The organism is Photobacterium sp. DA100, from assembly GCF_029223585.1.
Classification (GTDB): domain Bacteria; phylum Pseudomonadota; class Gammaproteobacteria; order Enterobacterales; family Vibrionaceae; genus Photobacterium.
Window position 1 is genome coordinate 2718943 of sequence record NZ_CP119423.1, and the last position, 16343, is coordinate 2735285.

14 protein-coding genes are annotated in these 16343 nt (G+C 52.3%); 12 read left to right on the forward strand and 2 right to left on the reverse strand.

The window, feature by feature from the left end:
* Positions 1-9: 9 nt before the first annotated feature.
* Genes PTW35_RS12445 through PTW35_RS12455 form a run of 3 tightly spaced genes read left to right on the forward strand, consistent with a single transcriptional unit; the run spans position 10 to position 2462 of the window.
* Positions 10-678 carry a response regulator transcription factor gene (locus PTW35_RS12445; protein ID WP_281025255.1) on the forward strand — a complete coding sequence of 223 codons (669 nt, stop codon included), beginning with the start codon at positions 10-12 and terminating at the stop codon, positions 676-678.
* Positions 650-1939, forward strand: coding sequence for a histidine kinase dimerization/phospho-acceptor domain-containing protein (locus PTW35_RS12450; RefSeq protein WP_281025256.1), 1290 nt, complete (start codon positions 650-652; stop codon positions 1937-1939). The genes PTW35_RS12445 and PTW35_RS12450 overlap by 29 nt, the downstream gene beginning before the upstream one ends.
* A 55-nt stretch (positions 1940-1994) precedes the next feature.
* Positions 1995-2462, forward strand: a complete 468-nt coding sequence (locus PTW35_RS12455; protein ID WP_281027501.1) for a lipocalin family protein — start codon at positions 1995-1997, stop codon at positions 2460-2462.
* 87 nt (positions 2463-2549) lie between these two features.
* Here PTW35_RS12455 and serC read toward each other — a convergent pair whose 3' ends face one another.
* Positions 2550-3632 (reverse strand): 3-phosphoserine/phosphohydroxythreonine transaminase, encoded by a 1083-nt coding sequence (serC, locus tag PTW35_RS12460; RefSeq protein WP_281025257.1) that lies wholly within the window; start codon positions 3630-3632, stop codon positions 2550-2552.
* A gap of 183 nt (positions 3633-3815) precedes the next feature.
* Positions 3816-6449: a DNA topoisomerase (ATP-hydrolyzing) subunit A gene (gyrA, locus tag PTW35_RS12465; RefSeq protein ID WP_281025258.1), complete on the reverse strand. Its 2634-nt coding sequence runs from the start codon at positions 6447-6449 to the stop codon at positions 3816-3818.
* A 490-nt stretch (positions 6450-6939) separates the two neighbouring features.
* Between gyrA and PTW35_RS12470 the strand changes: the two genes are divergently transcribed.
* The 9 genes from PTW35_RS12470 (at position 6940) to asrB (ending at position 16343) form a co-directional block, all read left to right on the forward strand.
* Positions 6940-7086 (forward strand): hypothetical protein, encoded by a 147-nt coding sequence (locus PTW35_RS12470; protein WP_281025259.1) that lies wholly within the window; start codon positions 6940-6942, stop codon positions 7084-7086.
* 325 nt (positions 7087-7411) lie between these two features.
* Positions 7412-8119 (forward strand): bifunctional 2-polyprenyl-6-hydroxyphenol methylase/3-demethylubiquinol 3-O-methyltransferase UbiG, encoded by a 708-nt coding sequence (gene ubiG, locus PTW35_RS12475; protein WP_281025260.1) that lies wholly within the window; start codon positions 7412-7414, stop codon positions 8117-8119.
* 218 nt (positions 8120-8337) lie between these two features.
* Positions 8338-9000, forward strand: coding sequence for an HAD-IA family hydrolase (locus PTW35_RS12480; protein WP_281025261.1), 663 nt, complete (start codon positions 8338-8340; stop codon positions 8998-9000).
* A gap of 397 nt (positions 9001-9397) precedes the next feature.
* On the forward strand, positions 9398-11665 hold the full coding sequence (nrdA, locus tag PTW35_RS12485; RefSeq protein ID WP_281025262.1) for a class 1a ribonucleoside-diphosphate reductase subunit alpha: 2268 nt from the start codon (positions 9398-9400) through the stop codon (positions 11663-11665).
* Positions 11666-11713: 48 nt separating this feature from the next.
* Positions 11714-12847: a class Ia ribonucleoside-diphosphate reductase subunit beta gene (gene nrdB, locus PTW35_RS12490; protein ID WP_281025263.1), complete on the forward strand. Its 1134-nt coding sequence runs from the start codon at positions 11714-11716 to the stop codon at positions 12845-12847.
* On the forward strand, positions 12844-13131 hold the full coding sequence (yfaE, locus tag PTW35_RS12495; RefSeq protein ID WP_281025264.1) for a class I ribonucleotide reductase maintenance protein YfaE: 288 nt from the start codon (positions 12844-12846) through the stop codon (positions 13129-13131). Before nrdB ends, yfaE begins: the two co-directional genes overlap by 4 nt.
* A gap of 428 nt (positions 13132-13559) precedes the next feature.
* Positions 13560-14429, forward strand: a complete 870-nt coding sequence (gene cobA / locus PTW35_RS12500; RefSeq protein ID WP_281025265.1) for a uroporphyrinogen-III C-methyltransferase — start codon at positions 13560-13562, stop codon at positions 14427-14429.
* A complete protein-coding gene (asrA, locus tag PTW35_RS12505) occupies positions 14429-15490 on the forward strand; it encodes an anaerobic sulfite reductase subunit AsrA (RefSeq protein ID WP_281025266.1) in 1062 nt (353 codons plus the stop codon). Before cobA ends, asrA begins: the two co-directional genes overlap by 1 nt.
* Positions 15483-16343, forward strand: a complete 861-nt coding sequence (asrB, locus tag PTW35_RS12510; protein WP_281025267.1) for an anaerobic sulfite reductase subunit AsrB — start codon at positions 15483-15485, stop codon at positions 16341-16343. Before asrA ends, asrB begins: the two co-directional genes overlap by 8 nt.

Here is a 16343-nt window from a genome sequence, read left to right on the forward strand (position 1 = left end):
AACTGGCTTATGAAAGTGCTGATTGTCGAAGATAACCACCATGTCGCCGAAACACTGGCTGATTATCTCGAGCTAGAAGGCCATACCATTGACTGCGCATACCATGGCCTTGGCGCAATCCAACTGGTTAAGGACAACCATTACGATGTCATCATCATGGATATCATGATGCCCAAAATCGACGGTATTTCAGCCGTTAAGAAAATACGCCAAGAAGTGCTGTGTGACATCCCGATCCTGTTTTTGACCGCCAAGGACAGCCTGGAGGACAAAATTGCCGCCTTCCAGGCCGGCGGCGATGATTACCTCGTCAAGCCCTTTGCCATGGAAGAGCTGTGCCTTCGGCTGCAAGCGCTGGCCAGCCGGGGGGCACGCAAAGATGTTGGCTTGCTGCACTTTGCCGACATTACCATCAACCAGTCCACTGGCGAGGTGCTCCGGGCCGGCAAGCCGATCAAGCTCAGCCGTATCCAACTGAAAATCCTATCGCTGCTGGTGAAAAAGGCCCCCGCTATAGTATCCCGCCAGGAAGTCATAGACAGCGTGTGGGGAGACGATGCGCCGGGTAGCGATGCCCTGCGCAGCCATGTCTATGGCCTGAGAAATGCTATCGACAAAGACTTCGTAGAACCACGACTAGAGACGATTCATGGCCAAGGATACCGACTCAAAGCCTAAAGCCTACCCCAGCATTTACCGCAAGATCCGCTGGAGCTTCGGCATTCCCACGCTGATTATGTTTACCTTGTTCTGGTCGGTGATCTATTTGGCCGAGAATGAGCTTGAGATCATCAGCCTCCACCACTGGCTCGATACCGAGGCAAGCCGCTACAGCCGCGACTACCAGCGCTTTGGGGACCAGGCCCAGCTCCCCAATGAGCATGAGTTCTACAGCTACTGGAGCAAAGAAACCCCACCGGCTTGGCTTGATAGCTACCAGGAGCCCGGCTTTTATGAGCACCTATTGGGTAAGGAGGACAAGCACTTCCTCGTCACCGAGCACCCATCCGGTGATGGCCTGTTCTACATCGTGTTCCAGGATGATGCCGACGACTACCTCGACGAATACGAAGCCCGCCTGCACTTCATGACATTCAGCTTGGGCGGGGCCGTCTCCCTCGCGGTACTGATCTACAGCTGGTATTTCGTAAAGAGTGTCTCTCGCCCGCTCGAAACCATCGAGCACAAAATCCGCAATATGCCGCCTGACCAGCCGGACTTTTTGGTCGAGACCGACTACAAAGAAACCCGGGAGATCGAGCAGGCACTGCATGAGAGCAAGACAAACATTGCCCGCTATTTTCAGCGCGAGCACGAGTTCAGCCGCTTCGCCTCGCATGAACTGCGAACCCCGATTATGGTGATCCAGGGTTCGGCGGAGCTGTTGGGCAAAGTGCCTAACCAGCCGCCAGTGGCCATCAAAGCCATCAACCGTCTGCAGCAAGCCAGCGAAGAGATGCGCGAGTTAACCGAAGCCTTCTTGCTGCTGGGTAAAGAAAGCATTGACCGCCACCATTTCGGGACCTACCCGCTGGAAGATAACCTCCGCCGGCAACTCGATGCCATGGCCCCCATTTTCGCCAAACAGGACGCCAGTTACGTCTTGGAGACGCACTCGGCGAGTACGATCTCCGCACCGGAGAGCTTTATCAATATTGTCATCAACAACCTGATCAAAAATGCGTTCAATTACAGTGTCGGCGATATCCAGATCCGGCTGGTCGAGAATCAGCTGACTATCACCAATTATCACGATGGCCATGCTACGTTTAATGCAGGATACGGTTGTGGGCTGGTGATCGTTGAGCGAATTTGCGAACGTATGGGATGGGAGTTTACCCCCGTCGACGACAGCGCGAAATTCACCACCACATTGGTCTTCACTTCCCCACCTCAGGCAAGGAGCGAGGAACATGGTAAACATTTTGGCGCGGTGTAATTTATCCAGGCTAACTTTAGCAGGGCTATGGGTGCTACTGTCGGGCTGTACCGGGATGCCGCCGTCGATCGAGCCCGTGTCACCGTTTGACGTACAGCGCTACCTCGGTACCTGGTACGAAATCGCCCGGCTCGACCATAGCTTCGAGCGTGGCCTCAGTAATGTCAGTGCCGTCTATAGCCGCAATGATGACGGCTCGATAACGGTACTCAACCGCGGGTTTGATACCGAAGAGCAGCAGTGGCAGCAAGCCGATGGCCGGGCGGTGTTTGTCGATGACGATAGCCAGGGCCACCTCAAGGTCTCTTTCTTCGGCCCCTTCTACAGCAGTTATGTGGTGTTCTTTCTCGAGCCGGACTACTCCGTTGCCCTCGTCAGCGGCTACAGCACCGATTACCTCTGGTTGCTAGCCAGAGAGCCCGAGCTGGACGCGCCCCAAATCTCCCGCTATGTGGCCATTGCCCAAGAGGCGGGGTTCGACACCGATAAGCTGATTTACCCGGAACAATCCCGCCAGCGGTGACGGCAACAAGAACACGGCAAAGACAAAAAAAGCCGCTGTTGTGAAGCGGCTTTTTTGTCTTGAGCAATAGCAGGTTACATGGCGGTGTTAGGCATTTTCCTGCTCGAAGTGCTTCATGAACTCGACCAGCGCCTGCACACCTTCAATCGGCATGGCGTTGTAAATCGAGGCACGCATACCGCCGACTGCGCGGTGGCCCTTCAGCGCTTTCAAACCGGCGGCATCCGCTTGCTCGAGGAACAAGGCATCCAGTGCTGGATTCTTGAGCTGGAACGGTACATTCATCAATGAGCGATTGTCCGGATGGACATCGTTGCGGTAGAAGTCCGACTGGTCGATGTAGTCATACAGTACATCGGCCTTGGCGATATTGCGCTGCGCCATGGCTTCCACACCACCGAGCTCCTTGAGCCACTTGAACACCTCGCCAGCCAGGTACCAAGCAAAGGTCGGCGGGGTATTGAACATCGACTCTTTGTCGACCTGCACGCTGTAATCCAAAATGCTCGGCAGGATAGATTTCGCCTTACCGAGCAAGTCATCACGCACAATCACGATGGTCAGGCCGGCAGGACCGATGTTTTTCTGCGCCCCGGCATAAATGACACCGTACTTCGACACATCGATAGGGCGAGACAGGATGGTCGACGACATATCCGCCACAATCGGCTTGTCCGTTACCGGCAGATCGCGGATTTCTATACCATCAATGGTTTCATTCGGGCAGAAATGGACAAAGGCAGCATCGCCAGACAGTGGCCACTCGGCCGCCGGAAGGATCGCTTTCTTGCCGTCGCGCTCGCAGGTGATATCGACAATGTTCGGCTGGCAGTATTTCGCCGCTTCCTCGGCGGCGCTGTGCGCCCAGTAGCCTCCATCCATATAGTCGGCGCTATCTGCCTCACCCAACAAATTCATCGGTACCGCCGCAAACTGGGCACGAGCACCACCATGGCAGAACAAGACATGGTAGTTGTCAGGGATGGACAGCAGGTCGCGTAGGTCTTGCTCGGACTGTTTGGCCACGGCAATGAACTCCTTGCCGCGGTGGCTGATTTCCATCACCGAGGTACCGAGATCATTCCAATTAACGAGTTCTTGTTGGGCCTTTTTCAATACGTCTGCCGGGATCATCGCTGGGCCGGCGCAAAAGTTATAAACGTTGTCCATGGTGTAAGACTTGCTCCTGCTGGAAAAACATAAGGTTGTGGTCAAAGTTGTGACTTAGGTCTGTTTTACACCTTTATAACGGTGCTGAAAAGAGGCAAAGAGAAAATACTCTTGCTGATATTCGCAGGCATAAAAAAACGCAGCCTTAAGGCTGCGCTTTTATCAGATTAACTAACTACTTAGTTATTCCTGCTCAGAAGAGTCGTCTGCTTCGGTGTCGGCAGTTGGCGTTTCACCCTCTGCAGAATTCTCAGCTTCGACCAGTTCAGCATCTTCGATAAGCTCTTCTTCTTCCGGCTCATCGATACGCTGCAGGCCAACAACCTGTTCGTCATCAGCAGTACGGATCAGGGTGACACCCTGGGTGTTACGGCCGACACGGCTCACTTCAGCCACACGGGTACGAACCAGCGTACCGCCGTTGGTGATCATCATGAACTCGTCGCCGTCTTCAACCTGGACAGCGCCGACAACGCTACCGTTACGCTCAGAGACCTTGATCGAAACCACGCCCTGAGTCGCACGGCTCTTCGCCGGGTACTCTTCCAGTTCAGTACGCTTACCGTAGCCATTTTCGGTTACCGTCAATACATCGCCCGCGTTGTGAGGAACGATCAGAGACACAACCTTGTCGCTTTCGGCCAGCTTGATACCGCGAACACCTGCCGCTGTACGGCCCATGCCACGCACCTGCTCTTCAGAGAAGCGGACAACTTTACCGGCTTTCGAGAACAGCATGATGTCATCGCTACCTTCGGTGATATCCACACCGATCAGCGAGTCACCGTCACGCAGGTTAACCGCGATGATACCCGCGCTGCGAGGACGGCTGAAGTCAGTCAGCGGCGTCTTCTTGACGGTACCGTCTGCCGTTGCCATGAAGATGAACTTGTCATCTGCATATTCTTTCACCGGCAGGATAGCGGTAATACGCTCGCCTTCTTCCAGCGGAAGGATATTGACAATCGGCTTACCACGGGCGGTACGGCTTGCCAGCGGTAGCTGGTACACTTTCAGCCAGTACATGCGGCCGCGGCTCGAGAAGCACAGAATCGTATCGTGGGTATTGGCCACCAGCAGGCGCTCGATGAAGTCTTCATCCTTCATGCGCGTTGCCGCCTTACCTTTACCGCCACGGCGCTGTGCTTCGTAGTCGCTCAGAACCTGGTACTTGACATAACCCTCGTGAGAAAGGGTGACAACCACATCTTCCTGGTTGATCAGATCTTCCAGATCGATGTCGTGGCTCGCTGCGGTGATTTCAGTACGGCGAACATCGTTGAACTGCTCTTTGACCAGTTCAAGTTCTTCGCGGATCACTTCCATCAGACGCTCTGAGCTTGCAAGGATGTGCATCAGCTCAGCGATTTCTTCCAGCAGCGTTTTGTATTCGCCAAGGATCTTCTCGTGTTCCAGCCCCGTCAGCTTGTGCAGACGTAGGTCCAGGATCGCTTGTGCCTGCTGCTCGGTCAGGTAGTACTGACCGTCGCGGATACCGTACTGCTCTTCCAGCCATTCTGGACGAGCGGCATCGGTGCCCGCACGCTCAAGCATCGCGGCAACGTTGCCAAGATCCCAACCGCGCGCAACCAGGCCAGCTTTCGCTTCAGCCGGCGTCGTCGCGTTTTTGATCAACTCGATGATTTCATCGATGTTGGCCAGTGCCAGTGCCAGGCCTTCAAGGATATGGGCACGTTCACGGGCTTTGCGTAGCTCATAGATAGTACGGCGAGTCACCACTTCACGGCGGTGGTTGACGAAGCACTTCAGCATTTCTTTCAGGTTGAAAGTCTTCGGCTGGCCGTTGTCCAGTGCCACCATGTTGATACCGAACGTGGTCTGCAGCTGAGTCTGTGCGTAGAGGTTGTTCAGCACCACCTCACCGACAGCATCACGCTTACATTCGATAACAATACGCATACCGTCTTTGTCAGATTCGTCGCGCAGTGCACTGATCCCTTCTACCTTCTTGTCTTTCACCAGCTCGGCGATCTTTTCGATCAGGCGGGCTTTGTTGACCTGGTATGGGATTTCAGTAACAACAATGGTCTCTTTGCCATTCTTGTCAGCTTCGATTTCCGCTTTAGAGCGCAGGTAGATTTTACCGCGGCCAGTCTTGTAGGCATCAACGATACCCTTGCGGCCGCTGATCATCGCGGCAGTCGGGAAGTCGGGACCCGGGATGTATTCCATCAGCTGATCAATGGTGATGTCTTCATCATTGATGTAGGCCAAGCAACCATCGATCACTTCACCAAGGTTGTGAGGTGGAATGTTCGTTGCCATACCAACGGCGATACCCGATGAGCCGTTAACCAGCAAGTTCGGGATCTTCGTCGGCAGTACCGCAGGGATCTGCTCGGTACCGTCATAGTTAGGAACGTAATCTACCGTCTCTTTGTCCAGATCAGCCAATAGTTCATGGGCGATCTTGGCCATACGCACTTCGGTATAACGCATTGCCGCGGCGGAGTCGCCGTCAATCGAACCGAAGTTACCCTGACCATCTACCAGCATGTAGCGAAGAGAGAAAGGTTGCGCCATACGCACGATCGTGTCGTAAACCGCGCTATCACCATGCGGGTGATATTTACCGATTACGTCACCGACCACACGGGCAGATTTTTTATATGCTTTATTCCAGTCATTGCCCAGTACGTTCATCGCGAACAAGACGCGACGGTGTACCGGCTTAAGGCCATCACGCACATCAGGAAGAGCACGACCCACGATGACTGACATCGCGTAGTCGAGATACGAGCCTTTCAGCTCTTCTTCAATGTTTACGGGCGTGATCTCTTTTGCAAGATCGCTCATGGAGCCAATATCCCTCAGGTAATTTCTGTCGTATACGTATACCAAACGGCATAGTTAGCGCTAAAACGGGCTGAGAGCCAATCTAAGGCGATATCTATAACGTCTGGTACCATACGTGCAAGGTGCGAGAATATAGCATATTTCAGCCCAGATAGGCACACCTTTCACCATTATGTTGTGAGTAATTTAGCGGATTGGAAAAAAATCGAAAGCACTTATCTTAGTATTACCCTTCTGACAGCCTGTTTTTTGCTCAAAGCCTGTTTTTTATTACTTTTCTCATTTTTGATTCTGGCACGTTCAAATTGCAACCAATTGTAAATTATTGAGCAAGATCGGAATTATGTTACTTCTTCGCCGAGCTGACCGAAAGCTGAACAGAAAACTGATCATTATCAATTTTGCTTCTATGCATTTAGGTACAATTAACCCGCAAGAACAAAATCTAAGATTTCAAAAATCACCAATTAGCAGTTAAGCGAGGTCAATTATGTTAGGCAGAGTAATCACCACATTAGGCATGTGTATCATCGGCGGCAAATATCTTCTTATGCTCATTATCGCAGGTATTGCAATGACTACAGGCGGTGTACAGGCTGATATGATGCAGCTAGCCATGCTAGAACCAACCGAGTAATACCTATGCAAACACGGAATGTTTACCAGGCTTAGAAGCAACAATGCGACTATCGCGCAGCACCGCTCCTAAGCCTGAATTGTTTTAAGGACAGGTAATTTTTTCTCACTTCCCCTTTCTCTGTTCTTTGCTTGTTCCAGCTACCGGAAACGCCTGTCGCTCCTCTTTATGCCGAGCGACAGCGGTGGCCCGGCGCCGTAACGACTCATCCTCGTCTTTTTCAACAACACTGCGATAACATGGCAATAAATTATCGCCAATAACTGCACCTTCTCCATGCTTGGGGTTATAATGCCGCTATCAGAAAGGAATATGGCAAAGATTCATGACTAAGCAGTTGAATGTAGACCCTGCAGAAATCATCAAATTTGAAGAAATGGCGTCCCGTTGGTGGGATTTGGAAGGCGAATTCAAACCGCTGCACCAGATCAATCCCCTGCGCCTCAACTATGTAATAGATAAAGCAGAAGGCCTGTTTGGCAAAAAAGTATTGGATGTCGGTTGCGGCGGCGGCATTTTGGCCGAGAGCATGGCGGTCGAAGGCGCCGAGGTTACCGGCCTTGATATGGGCAAAGAGCCGTTGACCGTGGCCCGCCTGCATGCACTGGAAACCGGCACCAAGCTTGAGTATGTCCAGCGCACGGCCGAAGAGCATGCCGAACTGCACCCTGAGACCTATGATGTCGTGACCTGCATGGAGATGCTGGAGCACGTACCCGATCCGGCTTCGGTGATTGCCTCCTGCGCCAAAATGGTCAAGCCTGGCGGCCATGTCTTCTTCTCGACCCTGAACCGTAACTTCAAGTCATACCTGTTCGCTATTGTCGGTGCCGAGCAACTGCTCAAACTGGTACCAAAGGGCACGCATGACCACGAGAAGTTTATCCGGCCGTCAGAGCTGTTGGAAATGATTGATGCCACCCCGCTGCAAGACCGCCATATTACCGGCCTGCACTACAACCCGCTCACCGACCGTTACTGGCTCGGCAACAATGTCGACGTCAACTATATCGTTCATACCACCAAGCAGTAGCCACAACTGCGAGCCGGTGCCCCTCGCTAGGGTATCTCGATCCTAGCGAGCTAAATTCCTGTGCCTCCCGACAGTAACCTCCCGCCAGCCTGGCGTTGATATCTATCCAGCCTACCACCGTGAATATTATGGCAATTAGCTGCAGGGATCGCTTTTTCGCTGGTCGCCGCGTATATACTGATCTTAAAGCCCCTTTTTCGATACAAGGATATGTAGCTATGACAACCAAGAAGAAAGCGATTTTGTTCGATTTGGATGGCACCTTACTTGATACCGCCCCGGATATGGCCGATGCGGCCAACCGAGTACTGGCCGACTACAACCTGCCGCCACTGACGGAGCAACAAATCCAGGCCAACACCAGCATGGGTGCCAAGGGCTTGCTGACTGCCGGGTTCGGCACGATTCCCGAACACCTCGATATCATGGCGTTAAGAGAGGAGTTCCTGCGCTATTACCAAGAAAAGATCTGCGTCAATACCTCGCTCTACCACGGTGTAGCGGCCTTGCTCGAACAGCTGGAGGAGCGAGACATTGCCTGGGGAATTATGACTAACAAACCCGGTTTCCTGACCGATATGCTGCTGCCTTTCTTCCCCCCCTTGCTGCGCGCCCAAGCCATTGTCTGTGGTGATACCCTCGCCGTCGCCAAGCCCCACCCGGAACCACTGCTCCACGCAAGCAGGCTAATGGGTATCGATCATCAAGACTGTATTTATATCGGGGATATCGAAAAAGACATGATCGCCGCCCAAGCCGCCAACATGACTGGCTATGTTGCCGGCTGGGGATACATAGGTGAAGAACACACCCCGTCAGACTGGCACGCACACGGCGTGCTCACCCACCCGAGCGACATCATCGCCGTTGTCAGCACCTGAGACGTGCTACTAACTAACCAAGAAATAACCAAAAAACATAAGGTTTATCAGTACGTCCAACGCCTGCAAAAAATCAAGAATTTTTTTTTTGCAGGCGATTTTTTTATCCTTAAAAATTTTTGATTTTTCCTATGATATTGTCACACCTGCGCAAATCAGTTAGTAGGCACTGACTTAATTTTATGAATCCCCATGTTATCCACAGCCGGTTAAAAATTACCGCCTTGCATTACCCTGCCCTCACCACTATCTTGTAACACTATAAGCTCAACACCCCAATATGTAGTGTTTTAATCGGCAGTCAGAAACCTAACAAAGATCACAATCTTTGCTAACCTCATTGCTAAAACTTACAAAAAACACTGCTACTGATGGAAATCTGGGAAAACTACCAAAAATGAATCAACAGCTCACTGTTACCAAGCGTGATGGACGCAAAGAAAGTATCGATCTAGACAAAATCCACCGAGTGATCACTTGGGCCGCAGAAGGCCTGGAAAACGTCTCTGTGTCTCAGGTCGAACTAAAATCTCACATTCAGTTCTATGAAGGGATCAAGACTGAAGATATCCACGAAACCATCATTAAAGCAGCAGCTGATCTGATCTCTGAAGAAACGCCTGACTACCAGTATCTGGCAGCCCGTCTGGCCATCTTCCACCTGCGCAAGAAGGCCTACGGCCAATTCGAGCCGCCAAAGCTGTATGACCACGTCACCAACCTTGTCGAAAAAGGCAAGTACGACAAACATTTGCTGGAAGACTACAGTAAAGAAGAATTTGATCTGATGGACACTTACATCGATCACTGGCGTGACATGAACTTCTCTTACGCTGCCGTTAAGCAGTTGGAAGGCAAGTACCTGGTACAGAACCGTGTGAGCGGTGAAATCTTCGAAAGTGCCCAGTTCCTATACATGATGATCGCCGCTTGCCTGTTCGGCAAATACCCGCGCGACACCCGTATGGACTACATCAAGCGTTTCTACGATGCGGTATCCCAGTTCAAGGTTTCACTACCGACACCTATTATGTCAGGGGTTCGTACCCCAACTCGTCAGTTCAGCTCATGTGTACTGATCGAGTGTGACGACAGCCTGGATTCGATCAATGCAACGTCAAGCGCTATTGTACGTTACGTGTCGCAGCGTGCCGGTATCGGCATCAACGCTGGCCGTATCCGTGCCCTAGGCTCAGAAATCCGCGGCGGTGAGGCATTCCACACCGGTTGTATCCCATTCTACAAGTACTTCCAGACCGCGGTTAAATGCTGCTCTCAAGGTGGTGTGCGCGGTGGTGCGGCAACGCTGTTCTACCCAATGTGGCACGGCGAAGTAGAATCACTGCTGGTTCTGAAGAACAACCGTGGTGTTGAAGAAAACCGTGTCCGCCACATGGACTACGGCGTACAGATCAACAAACTTATGTACACCCGCCTGATCAAAGGCGAGAACATCAGCCTGTTCTCTCCGTCTGACGTGCCGGGCCTATACGATGCCTTCTTCGCAGACCAAGACGAATTCGAGCGCCTGTACGTGAAATACGAGCAGGACAGCAGCATCAAGCGCAAGAGCGTCAAGGCGATCGAGCTATTCTCGCTGCTAATGCAAGAACGTGCTTCAACCGGCCGTATCTACGTACAAAACGTCGACCACTGTAATACCCACAGCCCGTTCGACCCAAGCGTAGCGCCAATCCGCCAGTCTAACCTATGCCTGGAAATTGCCCTGCCGACCAAGCCACTGAACAACGTGGAAGACGAAAACGGTGAGATCGCCCTATGTACGCTATCTGCGTTCAACCTAGGCGCCATTGATACACTGGATGACCTGGAAGAGCTGGCAGATCTGACCGTACGTGCGCTTGATGCACTACTTGATTACCAGGACTACCCACTGCCAGCGGCATACCGCTCGACCATGAACCGCCGTACCCTGGGTGTGGGCGTGATCAACTTCGCTTACTACCTAGCGAAGAACGGTGTTCGCTACTCGGACGGCAGCGCCAACAACCTGACCCACGAAGCGTTCGAAGCAATCCAGTATTACCTATTAAAAGCGTCTTTAGGCCTAGCAAAAGAGCAAGGGGCATGCCCGGCATTCAACGAGACAACGTACGCGCAAGGCATCCTGCCTATCGATACCTACAAGAAAGATATCGATAAAGTGTGCACTGCTGAGCTGCGTTACGACTGGGAAGGGCTACGTGAGGAAATCAAAACCCACGGCCTGCGCAACTCAACCCTGTCAGCCTTGATGCCATCAGAGACATCATCGCAGATCTCGAATGCGACTAACGGCATCGAACCACCACGTGGTTACGTATCGGTAAAAGCATCGAAAGACGGCATCCTGAAGCAGGTGGTGCCTGAATACAGCAAGTACAAGGACAACTACGAGCTGCTGTGGAACATCGGCAGCAACGACGGTTACCTGCAGCTAGTTGGCATCATGCAGAAATTCATCGACCAGGCGATTTCGGCCAACACCAACTACGACCCGAGCCAGCAGCCGGGCGGAAAAGTGCCGATGAAACTGTTGCTAAAAGACCTGCTAACAGCGTATAAACTCGGCGTGAAAACCTTGTACTACCACAACACCCGTGACGGCGCTTCTGATAGCCAGGGCGATGTAGGCGCAGACGACTGCACAAGCTGCAAGATTTAATGATTTGAAACGGTGGGAGCTTCGGCTCCCACCGATGTTGAGGATAAGATGGCATACAGCACTTTCTGTCAAACCAATAACGACCAACTAAAAGAGCCAATGTTCTTTGGCCAGCCTGTCAACGTTGCGCGTTATGACCAACAAAAATTTGAGATTTTCGAAAAGCTGATCGAAAAACAGCTTTCTTTCTTCTGGCGCCCGGAAGAAGTGGATGTGTCCGGCGACCGTATCGATTACAACAACCTGCCGGATCACGAGCGCCACATTTTTATCAGCAACCTGAAGTACCAGACCCTGCTGGACTCAATTCAGGGTCGCAGCCCTAACGTGGCGCTGCTGCCGATTGTGTCGATCCCAGAGCTGGAAACCTGGATTGAGACCTGGTCGTTCTCCGAGACGATCCACTCGCGCTCTTACACCCACATTATCCGTAATATCGTTAACGATCCTGCGGTCGTGTTCGACGATATTGTCGGTAACGAGCATATCATCAAGCGTGCTGGCGATATTTCCAAGTACTACGATGATCTGATCGCCGCGACCAGTGACTACCACCGCTTCGGCGAAGGCACGCACACGGTCAATGGCGACACCATCACGGTAAACCTGCGTGACATCAAGAAAAAGCTCTACCTTTGCATGATGTCGGTCAACGCGCTGGAAGCGATCCGCTTCTACGTCAGCTTCGCCTGCTCGTTCGCATTCGCCGAGCGTGAATTGATGGAAGGTAACGCTAAAATCATCAAATTGATCGCCCGTGACGAAGCATTGCACCTAACCGGTACCCAGCACATCCTGAACCTGCTGCGCACCGGCCAGGACGATCCGGAAATGGCTGAAATTGCCAAAGAATGCAAGGAAGAGTGCTTTGCTATCTTCCGTGATGCGGCCGAACAGGAAAAAGAGTGGGCAGAATACCTGTTCAAAGACGGTTCGATGATCGGCCTGAACAAAGACATCCTGTGCCAATACGTTGAGTACATTACCAACCTACGTATGGCAGCGGTGGGGCTTGAGCATGCCTACCCGGGTGCGACACAGAACCCGATCCCTTGGATCAACTCTTGGCTCTCATCTGACAACGTCCAGGTTGCGCCTCAGGAAGCGGAGATCAGCTCCTACCTGGTTGGCCAGATCGACAACGATGTCAGCGCCGATGACCTGGGTGACTTCGAACTATGAGTCGAGTCGCCATTCGCGTCAATGGTATGGAGGTTCACGGCAACAGCCGTGAGCCTCTGCTCACCCAATTGGAAAAAGCGGGCTTTCAACCTGAATACCAATGCCGAAACGGTATGTGCGGTGCCTGCCGCTGCAAACTAAAATCCGGCGCGCTCGACCAGCAAGACTCGATGGCGTTTATCGCCCCCAACGAAGTGCTGGCCTGTTGCTCAGTGCCAAAGAGCAATGTCGAGGTCGAGTTCGATTACCAACTGCAACAGCAAGAACTACAAGCCAACCTTTGAGCCCCTTTGTTGGGGGTGCTTGTTTCGCTCAGCCAAACTCCGTAATACCTTGTTTCTCCCTTGTTAGCCATGCCAGCAGCCCAGCCCTACACACCTCTTCTCCTTCCCCCTGTTCCAGCCATTAACCGTACCGTTTAAGCAAACTTACATTGCGGACTATCTACGACTTTTCACGGCTCTTTTGTTCATTGAGAATTACTAGCATTTCGAAAAAATCACATTTATTTTCAGGTACTTAATTTCAAAGGGGTTATCCCCCTCCTTCCTTATGCACCTCCTTTCATTTTTACTGAACGGCCTATTCACAAAGTCCAAATAGATTTGCCCTACATTTTAGGCAACCATTTCAGGCAGTTAAAGTTCAAGCATTTAGCTTTCAAACAGATAAACCAGCTTGGCTGTTCACCCTCGCTTCGGAAAGATCCTTTATGCCATTACGAAAAAGCAACTCAAGCCCTAGCCCATTGCCTATCCGGCCCCCCCGCCCTCGCAGCAATTTGAACCGTGACAGGCAAGGTTTTGTCTCCTTGGTCGGTGCCGGGCCCGGCGATCCAGAACTGCTGACACTCAAGGCGTTAAAGGCAGTCCAATCGGCCGATGTCATATTGCATGACCATCTCGTCACCAAAGCGATCATCCAAAATGCCAAGCCTGGCACCAATATCATCGAAGTAGGCAAAAGTTACAACAACCCTTCAGCGACTCAGGAAGGCATCAACACAATGCTGGTTTCCATGGCTCAACGGGGGCTGCGTATTTGCCGCCTCAAGGGAGGAGACCCATTTGTTTTTGGCCGCGGTAGCGAAGAGGCCATTGCCCTTGAACAGCAACAAATCCCATTTGAAGTGATTCCAGGGCTCACCGCGGCATTAGGTTGCTGCGCATACAGTGGTATTCCGCTCACTCACAGAGGAGTCTCGCGAGGGTTTACCGCGGTGACAGCCCGCGGCAACAACGAGCAGTACCAGATCAACTGGGAAAGCCTAGTTAATCTCAATCATACGCTGGTGTTTTACATGGGCTTGCACTGCGCAGCATGGATTGCTTCCAGCCTCATGCTGCACGGCATGGCAGGAGACACCCCAACAGCCATTATCAGCCACGGTACCCAGCCACAGCATTACCAGCTAAGTACCACCCTCATCGAGCTGGAAAATTGCCTGCTCAAACATAAGCCCTCTGCCCCGTCGTTAATTGTCGTCGGTAAGACCGTCGATTTAGCCAATCAGATCAAATGGCACTCCAACCACCAGCAAACTGAACACCTATTTGAACATTCACTTCAAGGAGCTATCTGATGGCTAAATACCTCACGCTTGATGAACTCGATGAGGCGCTGACACATCTGCGCTCACAGTATCGCGTCTTGGCACCAGCCTACGAACATTTCGGCGGGCGGTTCGCCCATACCGACAACCTGATTTATCAGGATATCGAAAATGCAGCTGATATTGTCTGGCAGGAGAAGTCCCATTTCTCACCGAAGGAAACAGTGCTGCCTATCACCCAGACCCTGTTTCATTTCCACGGTGATGAAATCATCCAGCCAAGCGATAACATCAAACCTATCCTGTTGTTCGCCCGCTCGTGTGATATCCACGCGCTAGAGCGACTTGATCATATGTACCTGAAAAACGGCAACAATCGCGACTGGTACTACGACCGACTTCGCAAGAAAGTAAAACTGGTCTTGCTCGAATGCCAAAGCAGTTTCGACAACTGCTTCTGCGTCTCGATGGGTACCAACAAGACAGACAACTACGCCGCAGCGGTGCGATTTGATGACAACGGCGTGGCCATCAGTATCAAAGATCCAAGCCTGCAAGCTTACTTTGACCTGCTTGGCGCAGAAAACGATTTCGAACCGTTCTTTGTCACCAGCAACCCGGTCAAGGTCCGCACCCCGGACCAGGTCTGCGACGATCCGGATCGGATCAGACACATCCTGACGCATTACCCGCTATGGCAAAGCTATGACAAACGCTGTATCGGCTGTGGTCGATGCACCACTTCTTGCCCTACCTGTACTTGCTACAGCGTGTTCGATATCAGCTACAACACCGAAGCCCGTATTGGTGAGCGGCGCCGCCAGCAGGCAAGCTGTATGACAGGCAATTTCACCGACATGGCCGGTGGTCATAGCTTCCGTGATAAAACCGGCGAACGACTGCGCTACCGTGCCTTGCACAAAGTCAATGATTACAAAGCCCGCCAAGGTACTGACCATATGTGCATTGGCTGTGGCCGCTGCGACGACCGCTGCCCGCACTACATTTCATTTTCCAACATCATCAATCGAATGAGTGACGTGGTAGAAAGCACCATTAACTCAGCGGCGCTGGAGCCACAACATGACTGAGCAAGCACCTACCCACCACTGCCAATGCCAATGCCAATGCCACAACAAGCACCACGGTGAGGCAGCTAACAAGCTGTTGCCAACAGCTTATGACATCCTGGCGATTGAAAAGCACACCGAACTTGAATGGACATTCCGTGTCGCCAAGGACTTCGACGTTCACTACGGCCAGTTTGTCGAAATTTCACTGCCACTCGCCGGCGAAGCGCCGATCTCCGTCTCTGACTACGGCGACGATTATATTGACTTGCTGATCAGGAAAGTCGGTCAAGTCACCGATAAGCTTTTTGCGCTTCGTCCCGGTGACAAAGTGTGGATGCGCGGGGTGCACGGCAACGGCTACCCGATGGCTGAATACGAGCAAAAACAACTGATTGTCATTGCCGGGGGGACAGGTGTCGCCCCGGTCAAAGGCTTGCTGTCGCATTTCTGCCGTCATCCCGAATCCGTAAAACAGCTCGATATGATCCTGGGGTTCAAAAACCGTGAAGCCGTGCTTTTCCAGCCAGATCTCACGCTGTGGCGTCAGCGGCAAAACTTGATTGTCACTCTCGATGAGGGTGAGCCTGATGAGCAGTTCTGTGTCGGCCGCGTGACCGACTACATCGATCAGCTCGATTTCTCGGCCCCCGAAGCCATTCAGGCCATCGTGGTGGGTCCTCCTATCATGATCAAATTCGTGGTACTAGGGCTGCTTGAACGCGGCCTCAGCAAGGAACAAATCTGGGTCGACTACGAGCGCCGCATGGCCTGTGCCGTGGGTAAATGTGGTCACTGCCGGATCGGTGACAAATACGTATGCCTCGATGGCCCGGTATTTCGTTTCGACCAAGCCCAATACATGATTGACTGA